This is a genomic window from Paenibacillus alba, from assembly GCF_013204855.1.
GTDB classification, from domain to species: Bacteria; Bacillota; Bacilli; order Paenibacillales; family NBRC-103111; genus Paenibacillus_E; species Paenibacillus_E alba.
Map to the genome: position 1 here is coordinate 1 of NZ_JABMKZ010000047.1, position 24,822 is coordinate 24,822.

The window sequence follows — 24,822 nt, forward strand, 5'->3', positions numbered from 1 at the left end:
CGAATAGAGCGCCGGCTCGCAGTAAGGCCGAAAAACGAGCTTACAGATGGGAAATGGGCGCGTGAAGCGAGCATTTCAAGGAGTTAAGGCTGTTTTTCGGCCCTAAAGCCGTCCGAAAAGGCCGCCCGCTCGCAGTAAGGCCGAAAAACGAGCTTACAGACGGGAAATGGCCCAGCGAAGAGGGCCTTGCAAGGATTTAGGGCTGTTTCGCGGCCCTAACTCCGCCCGAATAGGCCATCCGCTCGCTGTAAGGCCGAAAAACGAGCCTACAGATCGGCAATGGGCTCGTGAAGCGAGCATTTCAAGCACTTAAGGCTGTTTTTCGGCCTTAAAGCCGTCCGAATAGAGCGCCCGCTCGCAGTAAGGCCGAAAAACGAGCTTACAGATGGGCAATGGGCGCGTGAAGCGAGCATTTCAAGGAGTTAAGGCTGTTTTTCGGCCTTAAAGCTGTCCGAATAGAGCGCCCGCTCGCTAGCCCATACATGTGCGCCAAATTTATTTCTAAGTGTTATAGCAATATTAATTATATAATTTATCAATTTCGACATTTAAATACAAATATTGTCAATATTCGCTGTTGCAAAAAACTTGTAAAATAGTATTATTATTTATGTAAACTATTACATTTATTAACATTAATAGGAAAGGAGAGTAAATTCAACTAGAGCAATGCAATCTATTATTCGAACCAAACATGCTAGTCATTTAATTAAGAGAAGGAGAGAAATATAATGACAATGAGAAAAAAAGGATCTATTTCACTGCTTACCTCCATGCTGCTCGCAATGATAATCGTACCTACAGGCACAGCGCTGGGCAATCCAACTAATCCAACCAATCCACCTCAATTGAAGACGGTCCTGACAACAGGATGGGGTCATTCGTTATTTTTGAAGGCAGATGATACTTTATGGGCCTGGGGTGATGCAAACTTCGGACAATTCGGTACCGGTCCAGGTCAGAACAGCAGCGCTGTTGCCGTTCAAAATACACTTGTTCAAAATATTATTGATGTTTCGGCAGGAAATGAACACCACAATTTGGCATTACGTAGCGATGGCATCGTATTCGCGTGGGGAACTAACGGTGCTGGTCAACTGGGAGATGGCACGACATATATAAATCGTAACGACCCAGTTCAAGTGAATAATTTAACAGGTGTAATCGATGTCGAAGCTGGTTTCTACCATAGTTTAGCTTTAAAATCCGATGGAACGGTATGGGCTTGGGGGAGTAACAATTACGGTGAATTGGGAGATGGAACAACTACAAATCGGTCAACGCCTGTGCAGGTATCAGGACTCAGCAATATCGTGTCCATCTCAACGAAAAGCTATCATAGTTTTGCCATAAAGTCGGATGGAACCCTATGGGCTTGGGGTCATAACACGGATGGTCAACTGGGAGACGGAACAACAACAAATCGGTCAACTCCGGTGCAGGTGTCTGGTTTGAGTAATGTATCCTCCGTGTCGGCCGGCGACACTCACAGTCTTGCCATAAAGTCGGATGGAACGGTGTGGGCTTGGGGCAATAATACAAAGGGCCAATTCGGAGACGGCACTACGACGAGTCATACGACTCCGGTTCAGATTCCAGGTCTGAGCAACGTAAAAGTAGTCGAAGCGGATTATCAACATAGCTTGGCGATTAAAAATGACGGAACGCTATGGGCATGGGGTTACAACGATTTTGGCCAACTGGGAGACGGATCGACGGGTTCGACATATTTAAGCCCTGTTCAGGTAGCAGGCATAAGCGGGGTAACGGCCGTGTCTTCGAGTGCAGTTTTCACTGTGGCACAAAAATCAGACGGAACGGTATGGGCTTGGGGTCATAACTATTGGCGCGAACTTGGAGACGGCACAAGGATTAATCGTTATACGCCGGTTCAAGTCACAGGTCTGTAAATCTCAAGTTGCAAGGAACAGATGTTCCACGAGTTCTAAATGATAGGATCCCCTCATGGTTGACAACGATAAAAGGTCATCTGCCAAGATGAAAGTGACGTTGTTGTGCGGAGGGGATTTTTCTGTTTGCAACTTATTTTGCCCGCAATAAGGAGGTCAAAGAAGACGTAGCGCAAAAGAACGGCTATAATAAAGAAGATGACTTACACATAGGAGTTACTGATATGTATCAAAATTTAGAAGAATGCCTGATTGATTTGGAGAAACATGGTCATTTAGTTCGGATTGGGGAAGAAGTGGACCCTTATCTCGAGATGGCGGCTATCCATATGAAAGTGTATGAAGCAGGTGGTCCAGCCCTATTATTTGAAAATGTAAAAGGTTCGAAATTCAGGGCTGTTTCCAACTTGTTCGGGACTTTAGAGCGTAGTCAATTTATTTTCCGCAAAAACTGGGACGATGTCCAGAACGTTATTGCCCTCAGGCAAGACCCGATCAAGGCGTTAAAAAAACCGTTTGCCCATATTCGTAACGGATTAACGGCTTTCAAGGCGCTGCCTTTGAAGACATCTTCGAGTTTACCTGTGAGCGCGCGGGAAATTAATATTTCGGATTTGCCGCTCATCCAGCATTGGCTGAATGACGGAGGCGCATTTGTCACACTGCCTCAGGTCTATAGTGAAGATCCGGAAAATGCGGGAATTATGAACGCTAATCTGGGCATGTATCGGATTCAATTGAATGGCAATGACTATGAGTTGAATAAGGAAATTGGCGTCCATTACCAAATTCACCGCGGAATTGGCGTCCACCAAGACAAAGCGACGAAGAAAGGCGAGCCTTTGAAAGTTAGTATTTTCATTGGAGGACCGCCTGCTCACACGCTATCTGCTGTTATGCCGCTGCCGGAAGGATTAAGCGAACTTACTTTTGCTGGTATGCTGGCGGGGCGACGTTTTCGTTATAGCTATATAGATGGGTATTGTATTAGCAATGATGCTGATTTTGTAATTACAGGTGACATTTATCCCGGTGAAACCAAGCCAGAGGGGCCTTTCGGCGACCATTTGGGTTACTATAGCTTGACACATGAGTTTCCGTTAATGCGGGTGCACAAGGTTTATGCAAGGGACAACGCCATTTGGCCATTTACAGTGGTCGGGCGTCCTCCTCAAGAAGACACGTCATTCGGTGCTTTGATTCACGAGTTAACCGGAGATGCCATCAAGCAGGAGATTCCCGGTGTCAAAGAAGTGCATGCTGTAGACGCGGCTGGCGTGCATCCGCTGCTTTTTGCGATTGGCAGCGAGCGATATACGCCTTACCAGCAAGTCAAACGACCTGCGGAATTGTTGACCATCGCGAATCGCATTCTAGGAACCGGGCAACTTAGTTTGGCCAAGTATTTATTTATTACTGCTGAGGACAAGCAACCTTTGGATAGCCATAAGGAGTCTGAGTTTTTAGCTTATATGTTAGAGAGATTGGATCTGCATAGGGATATTCATTTTCAAACGCATACAACCATCGATACGCTGGATTATTCGGGCACTGGCTTGAACCAAGGGAGCAAAGTGGTTTTTGCTGCGAGCGGCGAGAAAATAAGAGACTTGTGCGCAGAAGTTCCCGAACAGCTGAAAGAATTGCCAACCTTCACGAATCCCCGTTTCATTATGCCAGGGATCGTTGCGATGCAAGGATCATCATTTTCAACGTACGACAATGCGCAGAAGGAAGCTCAGGAACTAAGCGCAAACCTGCAGCTGAAAGGTTCCATGCCATCCTGTCCGATGATTATCCTCTGTGATGACAGTGATTTCGTAAGTGAAACGATCAATAACTTCCTATGGGTGACATTCACGCGAAGCAATCCCTCCCATGATATTCATGGGGTAAACAGTTATTACGACAATAAGCATTGGGGCTGTGACAATCTGATCATCGATGCCCGTATCAAACCGCACCATGCACCGCCGCTTATTGCTGATCCTACGGTTGAAGCCAACATTCAACGTTTGTTTGTAAAAGGTGGCAGTTTAGCGGAAGTGAAGGTTAAATAAAACAAAGAAGAGGCTGCTTGCGGGTTTTTAACCTGCTGTGACAGCCTCTTCTTTCATAATCATGCATTAACGCAAAAAAAATGCATGAATATGAAAGAAATATGTATACGGATGCAAATATTTTATGCGCTGATATCTAGCTGACTTCAGGATAAGATAAGATTATGTAAATTTCCAATAAAATGAAAATAAGGAGGGAATTCAGTATGAAACACGAGCATTTTGAATGTATGTTTGATTCGGTGTTAACGGATGTTGTTAAACAAACCTATAGCAATCTTTCTTTGCCCTCTTCCGAACAAATTAAGCAGTCGATGAAGAAGATGATGGATATCATTGAAGCAGATGCCCGTTCAATATCCCCAAGCGAGAATTAATGAAGCCACTCGCGGGAAGGCGGGTGTACCTATACATGAGCAAACCGTGAATTTTCCGTCTGGGAAATAGGCGGTTTTTTTTATTGCGCCTGTCCGCTATAATAATTGTAAACGCTATCATGAAATGAGTGAAGGGAATGAAGTTTCGTTTGTTGGCAGTTGGTGCTGCCGTTTCGCTGCTGCTAACCGCCTGTCAAACGCAGCCAATGACATCTGTTCCGAAGAAACAGCCAAAGGAACAAACGCTGACGTGGATCCATCATTTTGACGAAGAGGGCGCACGCAAATGGCTGGAGGCTGGCACGCAGCTATTTACCCAGCGTCATCCGTCCTATACATTCACGTTGACAGGTGTAGATGGAGGGAACTATATGAGCTTGCTGCGTACGCGGGCAATCTCCAATAATATGCCGGACATGTATATGATAGATAATTTGGAATCCGCTCAGGACTTGATTCGGACGGGATATGCGCTCGATTTAACGAACCAGTCCTTTCTTGCCCAGATCGACGAGCGCTTTCTGAACGGCGTGCGGACAGCCAATGGGCATATTTGGGCGCTGCCTATTGATGTGAATGGGGCTGGGGTCATCTATAGCAAAGAGGCATTCGCCAAGGCTGGTATCCATAGTCCCCCTTCGACATGGGAGCAATTCTTAGCAGCATGCAAGGCGCTGCAAAATGTCGGGATCATTCCGATCGCCGCAGGCTATAAAGATAGCTGGACGGTTGTTTGGGACATCGCGGCCGACTTGTTGGCTAATCAACATGCGGAGAATCGTAATTGGATTGCCGAAATCGAAGCTGGAAGGACATCTTTTGCGGAAGATCAAATTCATTTCAAAGACATTTTAACACGATTTGGCGAACGTTTAAGCTATGTCAATATAAAGCCTTTTGAAACGGATTGGAACCAAGCCCAGTTGCTTCTTGCCGAAGGGAAAGCAGGTATGATTATTAACGGAACATGGACGGTGGATGGGGTGAAATCCAAAAATCCTGCGAGCAATCTGGGAATGTTCGCGTTCCCCTATTCCAACGATCCGCACGATGCCAAGTTTGGCTTGAAATCGACTGGTGGCATTGTGATCAACCCCCATTCACCCAATAAGGAAGCTGCACTTCAAACGTTAGCGCTGTTTGCTTCCAAGGAAATGGGCACTATTTTCCAAACGAATAAGAAAGCTTTATCTGTCATCAAGGGGTTGCCGAGTGATTTCGATCCTACGTATGTGGAGCTGGATGAAACGTATATTCAAACGGGCAGAACGTACGATTGGTCCAGCTTGCCGACTGATTTCGTAAACCAAGATCTTCAAAAGGTGTTCGTCAATGCGCTTACGAGATTCATTCTTGACCGCAATCACAATGTAGAGCAATGCATCCAAGAGCTGGATCAAGGGTTCGACCGGATTCGCAAGTCATCCAAATGACAGTCGGCAAGGAGCGTAGAGCAATGGCAGCTAATCCGTGGTATCGAAGCAGAATCAAAGATTTTCGCTTCCGCACCAAAATATTTTTATCTAATATGATTCTCATTCTGTTTATTTCAACAGCGATAGGCGGCGTTGCGATCTATGCCTCTACGAAGTTTATAGAATCGAACACAAGAGACCTCTCCATGCAAGTCATTCATCAGGTAGCGGATAATATTGAGAACAGAGCCAAAGAAGCGTTCACCTCATCGGTTTATGTGCTCAGTGACAGCAGCATCAGACAGATCGTTGCCGAACAAGGGGAGCAGGTGACGACTGAGAACTACCCAGCTTTCCGCAGTCGGATGGAATTTTTGCTTGCCCAGTATGGGAACGGCAATCCTTACATGAATGCCATTATGATCAAGACGGGAAGAGGGCAGTTGTATTGGTGGGAAAATAAGAAGGGGCTCGATCATACACTCAATCAGGAAGATGTCGCCGAAATGACCAAGGGCGCTGCTTCCTATTTAACGAACCATGGACGAACGATGGCATGGTCGCCTTCTTTGCGCAAGCGAAATGAGGTGTTTCTTGTGCGGGATTTCGTTGATGTGAGTCAAATTGATCAAAGTCTAGGCACGATTGTATTCAGCATGGATGCTGATTATTTTCTTTCTCTAGGGAGCGGAAGCTCGATTATTAAGCAAAATAATGTCGCCATTCTGAATGCTTTCAATGAATTGTTGGCTGGTGGCGGGAATTCGGATGCTGATAATTTGATCAAGAACAGCTCCAGTTATGTGCTAAATGAGCAGGATGCCTCGATGGCGACGGTCGAGCATTCAGCAGCGGGCGATCATTTATTCGTCCAAGAAAGAACCTCCACACTCGGCTGGCGCGTATTATGCTTCATTCCGATGTCATCGCTGCTCTCCGATACGCGGGTGCTGGTGCTGGTCATCGTGCTGGTTTCTCTGATCGCGGTGCTGATCTCAACGGGAATTGCTGTACTGCTTTCCAAATCTTCGACCCGTAATATCAAAATATTGGAGCAGACGATGCGGCGTGTGGAAGATGGCAATTTGGATGTGCGCATTGTACCGTTAGGCAAAGATGAAATCGGCAGTTTGTCAGTGCGGTTCAACTTCATGCTAGCTCGGATTAACGAGCTTATCAACACCGTATACAAAGAGCAAATCGCCAAGCAGCAGGCGGAATTCACGGTTCTGATGAGCCAAATTAATCCGCACTTTTTGTATAACACGTTAGGCACTGTCAAATGGTACGCTCGTATGAACCAACAATCCGAAATAGAGCGAATGGTCAGTTCAGTGATCGATTTGTTGAAGTCATCCGTGCGGCGGGTTGGCGAATTTCATAGTCTCGAGCAAGAAATAGCGCAATTGAACAACTATATTTATATCCAAAAGATCGGTTACGGAGAAGCGTTTCAGGTGGAATATAAGGTGGATGAGCAGTGGCTGGAAAGCGAAGTGCCGTATTTCATTCTGCAGCCGCTGGTCGAAAATGCGATTCTTCACGGTATCGAAATGTCTAAGGGAAGTGGTCGCATTGTTGTATCCGCGAGGGTAACGGGCAAAGAGCTTTTCGTTATAGTAGAGGACAACGGCGTTGGCATGGAAGAGGTGAAAGCGGCTAATCTATTGCATACAGCCACTAAGAAAGAAGCGGTCCCAGGCGTTACCAGCATCGGCATTCATAATGTAAATGAACGTATTCAATTGTATTATGGGCAAAATTATGGCCTTAGCTTTGAAAGCACGCCAGGGGCTGGTACGAAAGCGATTGTGCGTATTCCATATAGAACGCATCGCCAAAGGAGGAATGAGCATGCTGAACGCCATGATCGTTGAGGATAATGCGATCTACCGATATGCGATTAAATCAATCATTCGCTGGGAGGATTACGGCTTTCAAATTGTGAGCGAAGCGCTCAATGGTGTGCATGCGCTTGATTTGTTGCAGCATCAGCATGTGGATCTGATTGTAACGGACATCTCGATGCCGGAAATGAATGGCATTGATTTGATCCAGCAGGTCAAACAGCAGGATGCGTCAATTAAAATTGTTGCCCTCAGCTCTTTTGATGATTTCCGCTTCGTCAAGGAAGCCTTAAAGCTGGGGGCTGAAGACTATTTATTAAAGCATGATCTGGAGCCAGACACCTTGCAGCAGCTGCTGCAGCAGATGAACGTGAAGATCTTGCAAGATCATGAGCAAAGGAAGCAAGCGAATATTCGTGAAGCCAACTTGCAGGAGATGCGGTGCATATTGGGACGCAAGCTTCTGCTTGGCGAATTGAAGACGGCTCAGGAGATCGAGGATCAAGCCAGTGCTGTCCGTTTTCCAAAAGCAAGCGGGCCTACTGTCGTTATGATCATTGACGGTCTGTTTAATCCCATAGCGCCCATTCCGTCCTCGGAAATGCCGAACGAGCAAATAACGGTCACCATCCCGATATCGAATCAGAGAACGGTGATGGTGACTGCATTTCCGCATGAAAAGAGCGAGCGGAAATGCAGTGAGGAAGCATTCAGGCAGGTATCTGCTATGGTTAACCGATTTAAGGAAGAGGGCAGTCTAACCGTGGGAATCAGCTTGCTTGGCTATGGGCTGAAAGACTGGCCAACGTTGTATAAGCAGGCTGAAAGGGCATTGGAGCAGTCGATTTATGAAGGACTGGGGCAAATCTACACCTATGCGGCCAAGAATGCCCAAGGGGCAGAACCAGAGCGAGACAGCCTCTCGATTCAGAAATTGGCGGCCGCAATGCGAAGCGGATTCGTGGCGGATGCAGAAGCTCAAACGGAGCTGTTTTTTCAAAGTCTGAATCAAGGAAAACCGCCTCTGGCAGAATTAAAGCGACTTTTCGTGGAGCTGACAGGACTTATCACGACGATAGCACGGGAGAGAGGCACGCTTTCTGAGAAAGTTGAGCTTGCTTGCAGGCAGATCAATCACATGATCGAGACGCTTCCTTCGCTGCCTCTTATCAAACAAAAAATACTGGCCTTGAACAAGGAAGTGGTCAGCAGTCCTGTAGAAAATCCAATGCTGCGGAAGGAAATTCAAGCAGCGATTGCTTATATCGAACAACACTATGCCGAAGATATCACAGTAGCCCAATTGGCGGATGTGCTTCATCTTAGCAGCAATTACCTTTCCAATTTATTTAAAATGGAAACGGGCATGCGGTTCGTGGAATATGTGAATCGGTGCCGCATCCGCAAGGCGAAGCTCTTGCTTAGGGACGTTTCCTTGAAAGTATATGAGGTTGCAGAGAAAACGGGTTTTCAAGAAACGTCGTATTTCTGCAAGGTATTTAAAGAACTGGAAGGGAAGACCGTCAAAGAATATAGAAGCGACTGCTGATTATAGGGCTGCTGCCACCAATAGTTCTGTGAATACTATAAGAAATCAGTGAAATATAGAAGGAAAGAAGCTGTGAATTCGGATAGAATTCATGGCTTCTTTCTGTTTATAAGAGCGTTGATCTTCGTAGTTTTCTTATATATTTTGAAGTTTCATTCAATGTAAGCGCTTTTAATAAATCCTATACTTACAACAAAGGAACAATAGCTTGCCTAAGAAGCGAATGAAACGGGTTTCATAAAGAAAACAATGCCATTGATTAAAGGAGGTTAACCCTTGCATCCATCCAAAAACAAAGAAACAGTCATCCAATTATCGCCTGAAGGGTTGCGAATAAATGGGAATTCAGAAATCATTCTCTGCGCTTCTTTATTTTACTTTCGACTGCCACGGGGGCTATGGAAAGATCGGTTGCATAAAGTAAAAGCTTTTGGTTATAACGCGATTGATGTGTATTTTCCATGGAATCACCATGAAATGCAAGAGGGCGTATGGGATTTTCATGGAGAAAAAGACGCGGCACAGTTCTTGCAGGATGCTGCGGATGCTGGCTTATGGGTTATTGCGAGGCCAGGGCCTTACATTTGCTCCGAGTGGGATGGGGGAGCGCTGCCAGCTTACTTGTTCGTCAAAGACAATCTCCAGCTGAGGCAAAATGATCCGCTTTTCTTGCAGTATGTGTCCAAATGGTATGCTCAAATTCTTCCGATCATCAGGAAGTTTGAACAAGGACGAGGCGGCACAGTGATCGCTGTGCAGCTGGATAATGAGCTGGATTTCTATCCTTGCGCTGATCCCAAAGGCTACATCTCCGCATTGAGGGATCTGGCTGCCCAGCAAGGAATAACCGTGCCAATGATTGCCTGTGCCGGTCAAGGGGGATTATATGAAGCCTCTGGGTTCTCCGAAGACGTTGTGCCAACTTGCAATTTCTATCCGAATGACCGGGATCCGGTGTTTGAAGAGAAAGTGCTTTATTACAGGGAAGAATTAGCTCGTCGCGGCTATCCCTTGCTTGTGACCGAAACGAATCGCTCCCACTTTCTGCTGCGAAGACTGCTCTCGGCAGGGGCAAAGCTGCTGGGCCCTTACTTGCAAGCATCAGGGACGAATTATGGCTTTACGAATGCGGCCAATAATTGGGGCAACCCTCTCTCGTTCCTCACGTCCGATTATGATTTCCACGGCATGATTACACCGGAAGGACATATTCGGGAGGAAGCCTACGAAGGCAGATTGCTGCAACAAGTGATACAAACCTACGGTCGTTCATTAGCGGAAGCGTGTCCGCTGCAATGCCAATCAGGTCCGTATCGCTTATCGCTAAAGCAGGGCGGCGAGCTCGTATTCGTAGGCAATACCAACGAAAAAAATGAAGACGTTTACATAGCCGTACGTGATGAGACGGTCCCATGTTATTCCACCCTTGTTGCAGAAGCTGGATATTGTCCCATACTGCCGATACAGGTTCCCTTGCAGCTGTGGGGCATAAGCGATTCGGGACTGCTTGATTACTCGACCGCTGAATTGCTGCGAATAAAGCGGCTCCCCGGTCAAACACTGCTTGTGTTCCACACCGAAGGCGTTGGCGAGATCCGCTTCTCCTTTGGCGCGGAATTTCAGTTGGCAGCCAGTGGCATGCAAGTACCGGAAGAGACGGAGCGCCGTCTTACACTGGTTTATTCATCTGCTGAGGCTGAAGTCCGTGCTTCGATACAGCTCTCCGATGGTCATCTCATCGAGGTTATCGGGATGAGCCGCTCTCGTGCGCTGCTACTCGACGACATCGATGAGGCTGGCATGCTGCATGTGGGGGCAGCGCCGGAACGATCCACAGCAAGCCGTGATGTGAACATAACGTGGACACAAAGCAGGGTGAATCCAGTCATTCCGTTGGCTAATGCAGCAATCTCCATTGGGAATCGTGCGGATTATTTGGAAAAACACGCTACCTATCGAGGTTTCGCGTGGTATGCCGCACAGTTGCCGTCAGCAGATCAGAATAATCCTTATCAAGGCGTGATCGTGCAGCAGGCAAGTGATGTTGTTTCGGTCTATTCGGGTACAACCTATCTGGGGACCGCAACACCAGGCGGAGCAAGCCATTATTTGCCGATTTCCGCGGAAAAGTCTGTTGATTCTGCGCTTACTGCACGAGTAGAGATATGGGGACATACGAATTTCCATGATACGAATCTGCCAGGGCTGCATTTGAACAGTTTGAAAGGATTAACGGGTATGATAGGCGTTACTTCAACAACGGACTTGAACCCAAATTGGCGATTTAGGCTTATGCAGGCTGGCGAAAATAAAGATGATTTTGCGTTAACAGAAGTGGATGATCACTTGTGGCCTATCTTGAGCATAGGCGGTTGGTTGTCAGCAGAGCAGCCTGCTCATCAATGTTACCGCAAGCAGGTGAAGCTGACGGATCAAGCGGATACTTGGCTGCTGCATGTGTCTGGCAGCTTTACCTATGCCTACGCGTACGTGAATGGGCATGCCCTTGGACTGATCAATCCTTTGGACTCATTCCTCGATCTTACGCCCTATGTAAAAGCGGGGGAAACAGCAGCACTAACGCTGTATTTGGATAAAACGTATGGCTCACTAAGCGGGCAGCTCACGCTGTATGAAGGGATGTCATCTGCTGATTGGACACTGGCAGCTAGTGAGGAACAAGGCTTGCTGGAGCAGGCCGAGGCGTTGAAGTCGGCGGAGCAAGCTGCCGAAGGGCCGATATCGTTGGCAGCGGGGGCACTTTCTTGGCTTTACGGTCAGCTCCCTGACGATAATCATGGGTTAGGTTGGCGGGTTTATGTCCAAGGCAGCGATATGAAGCTGACCGTGTTTTTTAACGGGCACTTGGTAGGAAGGCTTTGGACGCAAGGCGGTGCGAACAGGCCGATCTTCCGGGGCGGGAGCGATGACTCCTTTTATTTGCCGGGCCCTTGGTTCCGTGATCAAGAAGCAGGCAATGATCTTGTGATTTTGTTGGAAAGTGTAGCCCGGGATGAGGCAGCTTTACTGGAGCCGCTCCGTTTCGTCCCTGTAGCTGCGATCTAATTGGAAAGGAGCGTACGCATGAAAACTGCCACCTCGTCAAGCAGCCTTGAGGCCACGCCGCTTGTTGTTACAAAGCGTGCATCTTCGCTGCGCCGATTCTGGACACATCGCACCTTGCTGCTCATGTGTGTGCCTGCCATTTTATTTTTCCTCATCATGTCTTATCTCCCGATGCCGGGGCTTTATCTCGCTTTTATCAACTATAACTATTCAGCCGGCATTTTCGGCAGCCAATTCGTTGGCTTTGACAATTTCAAGTTTCTAGTCACCTCAGGTGCGCTGTGGAAGCTAACTTTTAATACGATAGCTTACAATCTTGCTTTTATCATCATCGGAAATACGCTGCAGATCAGTATCGCGGTTTTGCTTAATGAGCTCCGCAAAAAGTGGTTCAAGAAAATCTCACAATCTTTGATGTTTCTGCCTTTTTTCATCTCCTTCGTGTTGGTAGGTTTGATTGCCTATAACATTCTTAGCTATGACTACGGTTTGATGAACGGAATTCTCAAATCCATCGGATGGGAGCCGGTGAAGACCTACTCCAATCCCGCAATATGGCCGTTCATCATTGTGCTTACGTATTTGTGGCAATCGACAGGCTACGGGTCTATCGTCTACTTCGCCGCAATTATGGGGCTGGATTCGGAGATTGTGGAGGCCGCAGAAATTGATGGTGCCAACGCTCTGCAGCGTATTCGCTACATTGTGCTGCCTTGGCTGAAGCCGACTTTCATTATTTTGCTGCTGTTCTCCTTGGGCGGCATCCTTCGAGGAAACTTCGGCTTGTTTTATAACTTAGTCGGGGCTAACAATACCGCATTATTTGATGCGACAGATATTATTGAGACGTTCGTCTTCCGTTCCTTGATGAACAACTTTAATTTCTCTTTAGGAAGTGCTGTCAGCTTGTATCAATCTGTGTTTGGTTTTTTCATTGTTATCACTGCAAATTGGCTGGTCAAAAAGGTCTCGCCTGAAAATACGCTGTTCTAAGTCAGAAGCGGCATATTTATCATGACAGATCGCTTAGGAGGGACATATTGTGGAGCAAGTCATCGCACGTCAAAGGGGAACTGATATATCCTCAGTGGCCATCCGGGCTTTTGGCTACTTATTTATCGGTCTATTCGCCTTATGCTGTTTATTGCCTTTTCTTCTTGTGCTAGGGACATCATTTACGGCTGAAAAGTCAATCACGCTGCACGGTTATAATTTGTGGCCCAAAGAGTTCAGCACGTTTGCTTACAAAATTGTGTTTGAAAATCCAGGCATCATCATTGGCTCTTATGGGGTAACACTCGGAATTACGTTGGTCGGAACAACGGTTGGGCTATTTATCGTGGCGATGACGGGGTATTCCTTGCAGCGTCCGGATTTCCCTTATCGGAATCGCATCTCATTTTTCATCTACTTTACGACGTTGTTCCAAGGCGGGGTTGTTCCTTTTTACCTGATTATGACGCAGTGGATGCACCTGAAGGATAATTATTTGGCGGTGCTTTTGCCAGGACTCATGAGCCCTTTTCTCATTATTATGATGAAAAGCTTCGTGACCTCGATCCCACATGCCATTACCGAATCAGCGAAGATGGATGGGGCGGGGGATTTTAAAATCTTCACCAAGCTGATCCTCCCGATGACAACACCAGCACTGGCAACCATCGGATTGTTTATTGCACTGGGCTATTGGAATGAATGGTATAACGCGATGCTGTTCCTTTCACCGGATTTAAAATACAGACCGCTGCAATTGTTTCTGTACAATGTCGTCACTAGCGCTGATTTCATCAAAAATTCTTCCGTTTCCTCAAACGTACAGCCAAGAGATATGCCGCTGGAATCGATGAAAATGGCGACTGCTGTTGTCGCAACAGGACCGGTTATTCTCTTTTATCCGATGGTCCAGAAATATTTTATCAAAGGGATTACCGTTGGTGCTGTCAAAGGCTGACGTCAAGATGATATCCAAATGATGATGGGGAGGCAAATTCGTATGATCAAGAGAAAAAAGAAAACACTTGGTGTCGCATTGGCAGCGACGCTTGCGGTAAGTTTAACAGCCTGCACAACGCCTAGCAGCACGGGCACAAGCTCGACAGACAAGGCTACAACGACAGCGGCTGCCACAACAGCAGTTGGGACTCCATCTTCCAACAAGATTGATACCTCGGAGTTTCAAACGATTTCGTACGTCATGCTTGGCGATAAACCGAAAAATGGTCAATTTGAGAAAGTCATGGAAAAGCTGAACGCCATCTTGAAGCAAAAAGTGAATGCCAAATTGGAAATTAAATGGGTCGAGTGGGCGGATTGGCAAACTAAGTACAACTTGCTGCTAGCCTCAGGGGAGCCGGTAGATTTGATCACCGTTGCGACGGATTGGCTGGATACTTGGCAAAATGCGCAAAAGGGCGCTTTCCAATCTTTAGATAAGCTTCTTCCTATCTATGCTCCGCTAACTTGGAAGGAAGTACCGCCTGAGAACTGGGCTGAGACCAAATATAAAAACCAGATTATGCTCATCCCTGAAGATCATTATACGCAATGGGTCAATCACGGCTTCCTCTACCGGGGCGATTGGGCGAAGGAATTCGGCATCACGGCGCCGATTAAAGATTGGGAAACGCTTGGCAAGTACTTCCAAGGTGTCAAAGACAAGAAACCGGGCGTCATGCCGTGGGATCCGAACGGTACCAGCGGCGACATTGCCGGCGGCTATATTAATTCGCATACAGATGCCATCGAGCTTCCGGTCAGCACAGGCATGTTCGGCTTAATTTACGGCAAATCCTATGATGCGAAGTATACGGCATATAGTCCCGTATTTGACGATACCTTCGTTAATTTCGCCAAGCAAATGAAAGAATGGGGCGACAAAGGCTTCTGGCGTGAGGATGTGCTGAACTATAAAGGAGATAACCGTTCCGAGCTGGAAGCCGGCAAATCTGCGGTTGATCAGCATCACACACAAACGTTCCTAGGCGAGCGGACCAAAATGGATAAACTGCAGCCGGGCTCAGATTTGCAATTCTTCCCTTTCTCATCGACGCGCAATAATCTCGTCTCGATGTCGATTACACATGGCGGAACTTCCATTGGTGCAAAAAGCAAACATCCAGAACGTGCTCTGATGGTGTATGAGCTGATTCGCCAAGACCCTGAAGTATACCGTTTGATGAACTACGGCCTTGAAGGCGTACAATATGTCGTAAAAGATGGCAAGCGCTATCGTCCAGACGGCTATGATGTGCAAAGAGACGACTTCTACACCGATTTCTGGGGTGGACGGGTAGACAAAAATGAGATTCCCGATGGCAACGATTGGGTAGGGAAAGGGGATTTGTATGCTTCCTATGACAAAATCAAGAAAGCATATCCATACGGCCGTTTTGTATTTGACAAATCCCCTGTAACGAATGAACTGACAGCGGTTACACAGATTGTTGGTCAAATGGGACCTGCCATCCTGTACGGAAAAGCTGGCGACCCGGTGAAAGCCGTGAATGACTTCCGCGCGAAGCTGAAAGCAGCTGGATTCGATAAGCTCCAAGCAGAGGTTCAGAAGCAATTGGACGCTTTTAAAACGACGATAGAAAGCAGTAAATAGAGGTAGGATATCGAAGGTCTGTTAGGGAACAGGTCTTCGATCTTTCGTTTTCCAATTCGACGTATCGGAGAGTGTGTGTTTCTGGAATCCATTACGGTCTACGATATTGCTAGGGAAGCGAATGTTTCCGTCGCGACGGTTTCCCGTGTCCTGAATGATACAGCACCTGTGCGAACATCCACCAGGCTTAAGATTATGGCTATCATTGAGAAGCATAAGTTTCAGCCAAATGCGCTAGCACGCAGTCTGGTGAATAAGAAAACAGGGATGATTGGTGTTTTATTTCCAGATAGCACCAACATGTTTTTCCCAGAGGTGTTCGGAGGGGCAGAGAGAGCTGCGCAAAAGCTGGGGTATACCTTGTTTCTGTGTAATACGTTCAGCAATTGCAGCAGAGAATCCGAATATTTAAATTCACTTTGTGAAAGGCAGGTGGAAGGACTTATTTTCATGGGCGGCCGAATTAATGCCCGGCATTGCCCGGATGCGCTAGTGCAGGAAGTCGTTGATATTCAGAAGAAAATTCCGATTGTGCTGATCAATGGCTCACTGCCGGGGCACCCGTGTTACCGTGTAAAAACGGACGAATACTTGGGTACCCAGCTCATCATGCAGCATTTGATTGATCGCGGACATCGCAGCATCGGCTTCTTGGGTGGAACCGCCGAAACGACAACAACACTTGAAAAGCTGCAAGCCTACAAACGAACATTAGGTGCGAATAATCTCTCTTATCGCAAGGAATGGGTGCGTTTGGGTGATTTCTCCATGTCTTGCGGCAGCACGTTGATGCAGCAGCTTCTAACTTTGCCGAATCGTCCAACGGCCGTTATATGCATCAACGACTACGTAGCCATTGGCGCTATGAAAGCAGCGATCTCGCAGGGGATGCATATTCCCGAGGATATCGCGATTGCTGGATTCGACGATACGCAGTTGGCTTCTGCGATGAACCCGGAGCTGACGACCGTTTCGCAGCATAGTGAACAGCTGGGTAGGCAGGCGGTGTCGATACTATCCAAATTGATTCAGAAAGAAAAGGTGAAGAAGCTGACGGTTCTAGAGCCTAAACTTATGGTTAGGCAAAGTACACAATGAGAAGGAGGTAATGAAATCATGAAATTCCATAGAAAAGCGAAAGCTGTCGTGACATCCATGATGCTCATCTTGTGTTTATGTGTGACGGTTTGCGTACCCCTGGCAAGCGCAGGGTCGTATACGGCAGCCGTTAACCCAAATGCTTCGTATCAGACTTGGGAAGGATGGGGCACCTCACTTGCTTGGTTTGCTAATCGAATCGGCGGTGCGCCGGATGCGGTAAGAAACAATTACGCCGATCAGTTCTTCAGCCCAAGCGGACTGAATATGAACATTGTTCGCTACAATATCGGAGGCGGAGAGAATCCCGCTTATCCGAACAATATGGAGCTCCGCGCCCGAGTTCCCGGTTTCCAGCCTACACAGGGAACCTATGATTGGACACAGGATGCGAACCAGCGCTGGTTCCTGCAGGCAGCCAAATCCAGAATTGCCTCCAGCGAGTTCCTGGCTGAGGCGTTCTCCAATTCTCCACCTTGGTGGATGACGCAAAGCGGGAGCGTGACAGGCAATTACGGCGCAGCGAACAATTTGAGAACAGATATGTACGATGCGTTTGCCGATTATTTGGTGACGGTGAATAAACATTTCAAAGACTACTGGGGCGTTACATTCCGAACGTTAACAGCACTTAATGAACCAATGGCAACTTGGTGGACGTATGGCAATCGCCAAGAGGGAAGTCATTTTGACCGACCGAATCAGGAGCAAATTATTCAAAAGGTAGCGGCAGCCCTTACTCTGCAGGGTTCTCCTACGACAGTTAGTGCTTCGGATGAAACGAGTATTGACGTTGGCCGAGATACGATTAACAGCTTCTCAGCGGCTACGAAATCCGTCGTATCCCAGTACAATGTGCACACGTACGGCGGGAATGATCGGGTTGGGTTTAATCAAGCGGCTGCCGGCAAGAAAATTTGGATGTCGGAGCATGGCGATGGAGATGCTTCCGGCATGCAGATGGCCAGATCTATTGTATATGACCTAAGATACATGAAAAATTCCGCCTGGGTGTATTGGCAGGCCGTTGACGGTGGCGGCTGGGGTATGCTCGATGTCAATGATCTGAATGATCCCAACTCCAATTTTACGGCTGTCCAAAATAAAAAATATTGGGCGATGGCGCAATGGAGCAAGTATATCCGACCGGGATATACCATCATTGATATTCAGGATGGAAATTCCATCGCCGCCTATGATCAGGTTTCCAAAAAAATCGTTATCGTCACCATTAACGACAGCAGTGCCGCTAACACGGTTACGTATGATCTTTCGGCGTTCAGCTCGATTACAGGCTCTGTAACGGGGACGCGAACGGTAACGAGCACAAGCGAGAATCTCGCTCCTATTGCCGGACTCAGCTTGAGCAATAAAACGTTCCAGCACACGCTTCCGGCAGGAGGCATTGCAACTTTCGTAATTTCGGGCGCGCAGTACACGCCAAGCACCGCACCGGCGATTGATACATCCGCTTACTACAAAATTATGGATCGCAACAGCGGGAAATTAATGGATGTGAGCGGCGCGTCTACAGCCAATGGCGGAGCTGTCATTCAATACACGGATAATGGAGGGACGAATCAGCAGTGGCAGTTCGTGGATGCAGGGGCTGGCTACTACAAGCTGAAAAATCGCAACAGCGGAAAAATATTGGACGTCACCAATGCCTCTCAAAATGATGGCATCGCAATCATTCAATATACCGACAACGGCGGAGCCAATCAACAATGGAGGCTGCTGGATGCAGGGGGCGGATATGTCAAATTCCAGAATCGGAACAGCAGCAAGCTGATGGATGTGAGTGCCGCATCTACAGCGAACGGAGCCGCTATCGTGCAGAATGCGGATAACAGCGCGACGAGCCAACAATGGCAGTTGGTTAAGCAATAAGGAAAGGACTGTCCGAGAGCAGATATGTCTGCTGGAGGGCAGTCCTTTTGAAATAAGTTCTCAGGAAAAGCAGGTATTCCCTGGTTTCTGTCGAAACCAATCGAATACTGTTGAATAAAAGGAGAATTTTGATGTTACTTGGCATTACATGGCTTAGAAAACGCTTGGTTGTTCGCATTGTTGCGGCCGTTATGATCGTTGTTTTGGCATTATCGGCGGGCTACATCCTGATGGAATTTCGAAATGCCAAACATGCTGGAGTGGAGACGATATCTAGCTATGGCATTCGATTAGCGGAAAGCTACAGCAAAGGGCTCGATATCCCTAAATTAGAGCAATTTCTTAAGGATCCGCAGGAAAATGATCTTTATTGGAACACAAGGCAGCAGTTAGATACTTATCGCACACAGATTGGTGCTCTTTATGTGTATTTAGTGCGAATTGATGAAAAACAACAACCCCTCATTATGATAGATGGACAACCCAAAGACTCAGATTCAGCATCTCCCATCAATGAGGTTACTGACATTTCAGCAGTTGCTGTGCAAAAGTTGTTACAGGGCGAATCCACGAGTTCGGATCTCATTGAAAACCCGAAATATGGAAAGTACATATCCACTTACACGCCAGTGAGAAATGCAGAGGGCAAAGTGATAGCCGTGCTTGGCATTGATACCGAGGCAGGTGTGACGGAGCGGATTTCCAAAAGCTTGATCAAAAGCAATATGGTTTTATATGCCCTCATGTTCGTCCTTACTTTACTGGGACTTGCCCTTGTGATGTTGTTTGTTTCTCGGGCTCTTCGTCCTCTGCAGTGGATCGGCGCCAGTGCGGATAGTATTGCCAAAGGGGATATCGTATTGGCACGGCAGCAATTAGAAGCGAATCCGGTCCGCTCCATTGACGAAGTAGGCACGGTGTATAAAGCGATGCTGAAGATGTCTAATGAAATTAACGATATGCTCAAAAATATTGTATCCAATGTGTCTACGACCTCTGACCAGTTCGTTCTGACAACACGGCACTTCAATAAGCAGGCTCATCATTTGCTGGATATGAATACCAAAGTGAACGCGTCGATCGAAGTGGTGGCTGAAGGGGCGAATACGGTGCAGATCAGCACGAATGACAGCGCCCGATCCATGGAGGAAATGGCTACAGCGATTCAGCGCATTTCCGAAGCTTCCTTCACCGTATCGGATGCTTCGACGACCGCGTTGAAAAGCGCGGAGTCCGGTCAAGCCATCGTTCATAATATGAATGGACAATTCCTGACGATCACTTCTGCGACAGAAGAAGCGCTCCATCGGGCGGCACTGCTGCGCGGGCACTCTCAGGAAATCGGCGTCGCTTTGTCGTCCATTTCGGAAATTGCCGAACAAACGAAACTGCTTGCCCTGAATGCTTCCATTGAAGCAGCCAGAGCCGGCGAGCATGGCGCCGGATTCGCGGTCGTAGCAGGGGAAGTGCGCAAGCTTGCCGACCATGCCGCAGGTTCAGCCAATCTGATAGCCTCCTTGCTGCAAAATATTCATAATGAGGTCCAGCGCATGGGAGATGCGATGGCCAACGGAATGAAAGAAGTGCAAACAGGGGCGACTTTATCCAAAAAAGCGGAAGCTTTCTTCACGCACATTGTGGAACAGTTCCGTTTCGTCACGGAACAGATTCAAGACATTTCCTCCGTAACGGAGCAAATGTCCGCGGGTGCTGAGGAAGTAACAGCTTCTGTCATTGATATTGCCCATATTGCCAAGACGTCCTCAGACGGCACTTCAAATATCCACAAACTGACGCATGATCAGCTTGTCATCGCCAAAGAAATTGCTGATTCTGCGGATGCGCTGAGTGGGCTTACCGATGAAATGAGAAAGTCTATTGAGCAAATCAACGTATAACAAAACGACTTCAAGCCGTCAGGTTGAAAAGTTTTCTTGACTACCTGATTAAATTCCCCTAGAATAAGGAACAATCTTATTGAATTTCCAATTTGATCCATACGAGTTGAGCAGCCATCTGTAGACACGACGCATCCGCATCGTGTCTATTTTGTTTCAATTAAGCCACTAGCCGAAGAAAGAAGGGATCATCTTGGATTTATTACAGTTGAAATATTTTCAAACCGTAGCCAGACGTGAGCATATTACGCAAGCGGCCAAAGAACTTAACATTGCTCAGCCTTCCTTAAGCCAGACCATTGCTCGCTTGGAAGAAGATCTCGGCGTAACCTTATTTTACAGGCATGGAAGGAACATTCGATTAAATGAATCCGGGAAAGTATTCCTGGAACATGTCGATCGGGTCTTTATGGAGCTGGAGAAAGGGAAGGAAGAAGCTCGCAAGCTGGCGGGAAAACAGCATGAAGTGCTCTCCATTGCGGCAATCCATCTCCCCTTCTTGCCGCAAGCGATTGCGAGCTTCGTGGCCAAACAGCCTGGTGTACATTTTCGCTTTCATCAAGGCTGCTATCTTTCTATGAAAAAATTGCTTGAGGCACGTGAAATCGACTTGTGCATTTCGGCTCCGCAAATTGATATTCCATCGGTTTCCAGCGTGGTTTTGCTGACAGAAGAAATTAGACTGCTCGTTCCCAAGGGCCATAGATTGGCGGGACGGGGCCAAGTTAGGCTGGCGGAAGTGGCAAACGAGCCGTTCATTAGTTTGAAAGAAGGTTTCGGCTTGCGAGAAGCTACGGACGAATTTTGCCAAAAAGCTGGGTTCTCGCCCAACATTATTTTCGAGGTCGAAGAACCGCGCTTGATGCAGACTTTAGTTCGCTCAGGGGTCGGCATCTCGTTCATTCCGGAATTGTTTGGCCTGCATGAAACAGATTCGGAAACTGAAAGCTTGACCATTTCAGATCCGGCATGCACGCGCACATTAAGTCTTTCTTGGCTGAATCGTACGGAGCAATCCCCAGCCTTTGAACGTTTTCGGCTATTTCTTATTCATTATTTCAACGATTTGCAGCAGCAGAAACTGGAGAAGTTGAAGTCACACAATTTGCCTAAAGTGATTCATAGGTTTAGAACGATATAAATAAGTAAGATTTTCATATTGGATATTAATCGGCTGCCCATCTATAATTTTTTTTGTACCTAATTCCTATAAAACTCATAAGAATAGTGAGAATATAGGCGGGGGCAATACAGAAATGAGAAGGAGATGTCCAGCAGATGATTAGTTCTAAGGGGTTTCAGTTTGGAAAGAGAGCAGGGTTCTTGCTTACGGTAGGCCTACTGGCGGTAAGCTTATCGGGGTGTGGCGAGAAATCCGTCGGAGCGGCAGGAGCAAGCAAAGTGCTGACCATCGGTTCGACAGGCGGATTTTATCCGTATGTGTTTCAAAATAGCGAGACGAATAAATTAGAAGGCTACGAAGTCGATGTATGGACGGAGATCGGCAAGAAAATCAAGTATGAGATTAAGTGGCAAACGTCAGAGTTCAGCGGCTTGTTTGGACTTCTGGATACTGGGAAAATTAATACGATTGCGAATTCAATCTCTGTAACGGATGAACGAAAGAAGAAATATTTATTCGATGAGCCATATGCCTATTCCGGTGCGCAATTAGTCGTTAAGAAAGGGAACGATGGCATACAATCTTTGGAAAATTTGAAAGGCAAGAAAGTAGCCATTCAATCCGGCACGAACTTTATTAATTTTGTGAAAGATTTTGATAAAAAAGGGGAAATCACTGTTGTCAATTATGAAACAGCAGAAGCCGGCTTCAATGATGTGGCTCTTAGCCGTGTCGATGCAACGTTCTCCACCAAAGCATCGGCGTTAGCGACAATTAAGAAAACGGGACTCCCTTTGCAATTGGCCGGTCAGCAGTTCAACGTTCTTCCGGCAGCTAATCCGTTTCTAACGAATGAGGAGAATAAGAAATTAATCGAGCAGGTCAATAAAGCTTTTCAAGAACTGCGCAAAGACGGCACATTAAGCAATTTGTCCAAAAAGTGGTTTACGGAAGATTTGACGAATCCATAAGGGCAGCATCCCTGAAGAGGAAGGGAGGTGAGCCGGATGCAGTTTGATTTGACGTATATGCTCTCGGCAATCCCGAGGCTGCTTCAGTACATGTATCTGACGATTAGTATTGCCGTTATTTCCATGTTTTTCGGACTTGTTTTGGGACTCATTCTTGAGCATGTGATCCGTAAAAATATCAAAGGATTGGCGCCAGCGGCCAAGGTGTATATTTCATTTTTTCGCGCTACGCCGCTGCTTGTTCAATTGTTTATTCTTTACTATGGTATCCCGCAAATTATTCCGTTGTTTAGTGCGATGAATGCATTTACGGCTACCATCATCGGCATCAGTTTAAATAGCGCCGCTTATTTGGCTGAAATTATTCGTGCGGCTGTCCGCTCCGTTGACCATGGCCAATGGGAAGCCGGTCTCTCCATCGGGATGTCCAGATGGCAGAGCATGAAGCGCATTATACTGCCGCAGGCATTTCGTATTGCGCTTCCATCCTTGGGCAATACCTTTGTCACCATACTGAAAGAAACCTCTCTCGGCTTTACGCTTGGATTAACGGAAATGCTGGCTAAAGCCAAGCTGCTGGCGGCAGATACCTACAAATTTCTGGAATGTTTTTTGGCTGCGGCTATTTTATATTGGTTGACGGCAATCATCTTCGGCTACATACAACTGCGGCTTGAGCGTAAAGTCAATCAGCCTTACGGCAGGGAAGTCGGTTTATGAATCAAATAGATTTCTGAAGGAGGAATAGCGGATGAGCGGGTTAGTTGAATACCTGGCACAGAAAAAGAAAGCATTACTTGCACGCAAAAATAGATTGGAGCAAGAGGAGCGGATTGCTTCTCAGCAACTGAAGGCGAAGGTACAGGTGGCAGGCAGAAGCGGAATACGAGAAATCCGGATTCGTGATTATCAAATCATCAGCGACAGCGGGGAGGACTTTGCCGGATTCAATCTCGGACCAGGTTCCCCAGAGCTGCAGTTGGGTGTGCTTGGCAGTTGTTTATCGCATATTACTCTCATACAAGCCGCAGAACGCGGTGTGGAGCTTCATGCGATAGAAGTGGAAGTAACCGGTGAGATGCACCCATTCGCAGGGCGGCCAGGTTACGAGCAAATCCCTGTTTATTTACATAACATTGGCTACACGCTGAAGCTTACATCACCTGCGACAAGCGAAGACATTGCAGCTCTTCACCAAGCGGTGGAGCTGGCTTGTCCAATTCTTAATTTGCTGCAGCATCCGCAGGTTGTGAATAGTCGCGTCATTCACAATAACGAGTAAGAGAGTCATGTTAGACGTGCTGAAGTGAAACAGAGAAAAGAGGTTGTCCCCCAAAGGTAAATGAACCTTGGCGGCAGCCTCTTTTCATCACAAGGGCCAGTGGAAGAACTTAACGCGCTGTGCGAGCCAGCTCACGATCTATCGCATCCAGGAATTGATGCTTGAAAGCCATTCCGCGGATGACGGTTTCGCCAATTACGAACGTGGGTGCCGAGGTGATATTGGCTTCATAGTTGGCGTGATGAAGGGCCTTGCCATGCTTTTCTTTGTAAGTCCGCAGTTCCAGAGCTTGCCGATAGGCGGCAGGATCAAGCCCAAGCTCAGCGGCTAGTTCCGTTAATACATCAATGTTGCCGATGTCCTTGCTTTCCAAGAAAAAGGCTTGATAAATTCGAGAATTGTAAGCTTTGCCTTGACCGTGCTCAATCGCAAATTGGTAGCCCTCAAAGGCTAAATGCGTGTAGGGCTGAGGCGAGAAAGGCGGCTTCACGATGGGGATTCCCAGCTCTGCGGCAATCGGAAAAACACGTTCCCGCCAGTCTTTCGTTATATAGTCACCTTCAGGACGCAAGGTCGGTGTTGGATAGGGACGAAGCTCGAAGGGCAAGTAGGCCACTTCAACCCCTCTTTCCGCCGCTGCGGCTTCAAGCTCGCCCTCGGCAAGAATACAGTAAGGACATACGTAATCGGAATAAACGTTAATGGTTAATGACATTGGTTTTCTCCTCT

The 24,822-nt window shown here is 47.2% G+C and carries 18 protein-coding genes; 17 read left to right on the forward strand and 1 reads right to left on the reverse strand.

The window, feature by feature from the left end:
- The first annotated feature begins 731 nt into the window (after nucleotides 1–731).
- The 17 genes from HQN90_RS33610 (at nucleotide 732) to HQN90_RS33690 (ending at nucleotide 24,093) form a co-directional block, all read left to right on the forward strand.
- Entirely contained in the window at nucleotides 732–1,910 is a 1,179-nt protein-coding gene (locus tag HQN90_RS33610) for an RCC1 domain-containing protein (protein WP_173227209.1), read from the forward strand.
- Between the two features lie 224 nt (nucleotides 1,911–2,134).
- A complete protein-coding gene (locus HQN90_RS33615; protein ID WP_173227211.1) occupies nucleotides 2,135–3,970 on the forward strand; it encodes a UbiD family decarboxylase in 1,836 nt (611 codons plus the stop codon).
- Nucleotides 3,971–4,176: 206 nt separating this feature from the next.
- Nucleotides 4,177–4,347 (forward strand): hypothetical protein, encoded by a 171-nt coding sequence (locus HQN90_RS33620; RefSeq protein ID WP_158082038.1) that lies wholly within the window; start codon nucleotides 4,177–4,179, stop codon nucleotides 4,345–4,347.
- Nucleotides 4,348–4,484: 137 nt separating this feature from the next.
- Nucleotides 4,485–5,780, forward strand: a complete 1,296-nt coding sequence (locus tag HQN90_RS33625; protein WP_173227214.1) for an ABC transporter substrate-binding protein — start codon at nucleotides 4,485–4,487, stop codon at nucleotides 5,778–5,780.
- Nucleotides 5,781–5,803: 23 nt separating this feature from the next.
- On the forward strand, nucleotides 5,804–7,639 hold the full coding sequence (locus tag HQN90_RS33630; RefSeq protein ID WP_173227216.1) for a sensor histidine kinase: 1,836 nt from the start codon (nucleotides 5,804–5,806) through the stop codon (nucleotides 7,637–7,639).
- Nucleotides 7,617–9,158, forward strand: a complete 1,542-nt coding sequence (locus tag HQN90_RS33635; protein WP_173227218.1) for a response regulator transcription factor — start codon at nucleotides 7,617–7,619, stop codon at nucleotides 9,156–9,158. Before HQN90_RS33630 ends, HQN90_RS33635 begins: the two co-directional genes overlap by 23 nt.
- Before the next feature lie 276 nt (nucleotides 9,159–9,434).
- Complete coding sequence (locus HQN90_RS33640) at nucleotides 9,435–12,224, forward strand: beta-galactosidase (protein WP_173227220.1); 2,790 nt, start codon at nucleotides 9,435–9,437, stop codon at nucleotides 12,222–12,224.
- 123 nt (nucleotides 12,225–12,347) lie between these two features.
- Nucleotides 12,348–13,217, forward strand: coding sequence for an ABC transporter permease (locus HQN90_RS33645; protein WP_244208950.1), 870 nt, complete (start codon nucleotides 12,348–12,350; stop codon nucleotides 13,215–13,217).
- Nucleotides 13,218–13,266: 49 nt separating this feature from the next.
- Nucleotides 13,267–14,175, forward strand: coding sequence for a carbohydrate ABC transporter permease (locus tag HQN90_RS33650; protein WP_079411225.1), 909 nt, complete (start codon nucleotides 13,267–13,269; stop codon nucleotides 14,173–14,175).
- 42 nt (nucleotides 14,176–14,217) lie between these two features.
- Nucleotides 14,218–15,831: a DUF3502 domain-containing protein gene (locus tag HQN90_RS33655; RefSeq protein WP_173227224.1), complete on the forward strand. Its 1,614-nt coding sequence runs from the start codon at nucleotides 14,218–14,220 to the stop codon at nucleotides 15,829–15,831.
- Between the two features lie 75 nt (nucleotides 15,832–15,906).
- Nucleotides 15,907–16,929 carry a LacI family DNA-binding transcriptional regulator gene (locus HQN90_RS33660; protein ID WP_338042420.1) on the forward strand — a complete coding sequence of 341 codons (1,023 nt, stop codon included), beginning with the start codon at nucleotides 15,907–15,909 and terminating at the stop codon, nucleotides 16,927–16,929.
- 18 nt (nucleotides 16,930–16,947) lie between these two features.
- On the forward strand, nucleotides 16,948–18,819 hold the full coding sequence (locus HQN90_RS33665; protein ID WP_173227226.1) for an RICIN domain-containing protein: 1,872 nt from the start codon (nucleotides 16,948–16,950) through the stop codon (nucleotides 18,817–18,819).
- A gap of 131 nt (nucleotides 18,820–18,950) precedes the next feature.
- On the forward strand, nucleotides 18,951–20,717 hold the full coding sequence (locus tag HQN90_RS33670) for a methyl-accepting chemotaxis protein (RefSeq protein WP_173227228.1): 1,767 nt from the start codon (nucleotides 18,951–18,953) through the stop codon (nucleotides 20,715–20,717).
- A 193-nt stretch (nucleotides 20,718–20,910) separates the two neighbouring features.
- Nucleotides 20,911–21,858: a LysR family transcriptional regulator gene (locus HQN90_RS33675; protein ID WP_173227230.1), complete on the forward strand. Its 948-nt coding sequence runs from the start codon at nucleotides 20,911–20,913 to the stop codon at nucleotides 21,856–21,858.
- A gap of 137 nt (nucleotides 21,859–21,995) precedes the next feature.
- A complete protein-coding gene (locus HQN90_RS33680; protein ID WP_173227231.1) occupies nucleotides 21,996–22,811 on the forward strand; it encodes an amino acid ABC transporter substrate-binding protein in 816 nt (271 codons plus the stop codon).
- 36 nt (nucleotides 22,812–22,847) lie between these two features.
- Nucleotides 22,848–23,531: an amino acid ABC transporter permease gene (locus HQN90_RS33685; protein WP_173227233.1), complete on the forward strand. Its 684-nt coding sequence runs from the start codon at nucleotides 22,848–22,850 to the stop codon at nucleotides 23,529–23,531.
- Nucleotides 23,532–23,562: 31 nt separating this feature from the next.
- Complete coding sequence (locus tag HQN90_RS33690; RefSeq protein WP_173227235.1) at nucleotides 23,563–24,093, forward strand: OsmC family protein; 531 nt, start codon at nucleotides 23,563–23,565, stop codon at nucleotides 24,091–24,093.
- 109 nt (nucleotides 24,094–24,202) lie between these two features.
- On the opposite strand, the gene HQN90_RS33695 is transcribed toward HQN90_RS33690, so the two are convergent.
- Complete coding sequence (locus HQN90_RS33695; protein ID WP_173227237.1) at nucleotides 24,203–24,808, reverse strand: DsbA family oxidoreductase; 606 nt, start codon at nucleotides 24,806–24,808, stop codon at nucleotides 24,203–24,205.
- Nucleotides 24,809–24,822: the final 14 nt, after the last annotated feature.

Excerpts from the sequence above, each read along its gene's own strand:
- HQN90_RS33685 (WP_173227233.1), top strand. The coding sequence starts at position 22,848 with ATGCAGTTTGATTTGACGTATATGCTCTCGGCAATCCCGAGGCTGCTT.
- HQN90_RS33625 (WP_173227214.1), top strand. The coding sequence starts at position 4,485 with ATGAAGTTTCGTTTGTTGGCAGTTGGTGCTGCCGTTTCGCTGCTGCTA.
- HQN90_RS33620 (WP_158082038.1), top strand. The coding sequence starts at position 4,177 with ATGAAACACGAGCATTTTGAATGTATGTTTGATTCGGTGTTAACGGAT.
- HQN90_RS33680 (WP_173227231.1), top strand. The coding sequence starts at position 21,996 with ATGATTAGTTCTAAGGGGTTTCAGTTTGGAAAGAGAGCAGGGTTCTTG.
- HQN90_RS33645 (WP_244208950.1), top strand. The coding sequence starts at position 12,348 with ATGTGTGTGCCTGCCATTTTATTTTTCCTCATCATGTCTTATCTCCCG.
- HQN90_RS33635 (WP_173227218.1), top strand. The coding sequence starts at position 7,617 with ATGCTGAACGCCATGATCGTTGAGGATAATGCGATCTACCGATATGCG.
- HQN90_RS33690 (WP_173227235.1), top strand. The coding sequence starts at position 23,563 with ATGAGCGGGTTAGTTGAATACCTGGCACAGAAAAAGAAAGCATTACTT.
- HQN90_RS33630 (WP_173227216.1), top strand. The coding sequence starts at position 5,804 with ATGGCAGCTAATCCGTGGTATCGAAGCAGAATCAAAGATTTTCGCTTC.
- HQN90_RS33610 (WP_173227209.1), top strand. The coding sequence starts at position 732 with ATGACAATGAGAAAAAAAGGATCTATTTCACTGCTTACCTCCATGCTG.
- HQN90_RS33615 (WP_173227211.1), top strand. The coding sequence starts at position 2,135 with ATGTATCAAAATTTAGAAGAATGCCTGATTGATTTGGAGAAACATGGT.
- HQN90_RS33670 (WP_173227228.1), top strand. The coding sequence starts at position 18,951 with ATGTTACTTGGCATTACATGGCTTAGAAAACGCTTGGTTGTTCGCATT.
- HQN90_RS33695 (WP_173227237.1), bottom strand. The coding sequence starts at position 24,808 with ATGTCATTAACCATTAACGTTTATTCCGATTACGTATGTCCTTACTGT.
- HQN90_RS33655 (WP_173227224.1), top strand. The coding sequence starts at position 14,218 with ATGATCAAGAGAAAAAAGAAAACACTTGGTGTCGCATTGGCAGCGACG.
- HQN90_RS33665 (WP_173227226.1), top strand. The coding sequence starts at position 16,948 with ATGAAATTCCATAGAAAAGCGAAAGCTGTCGTGACATCCATGATGCTC.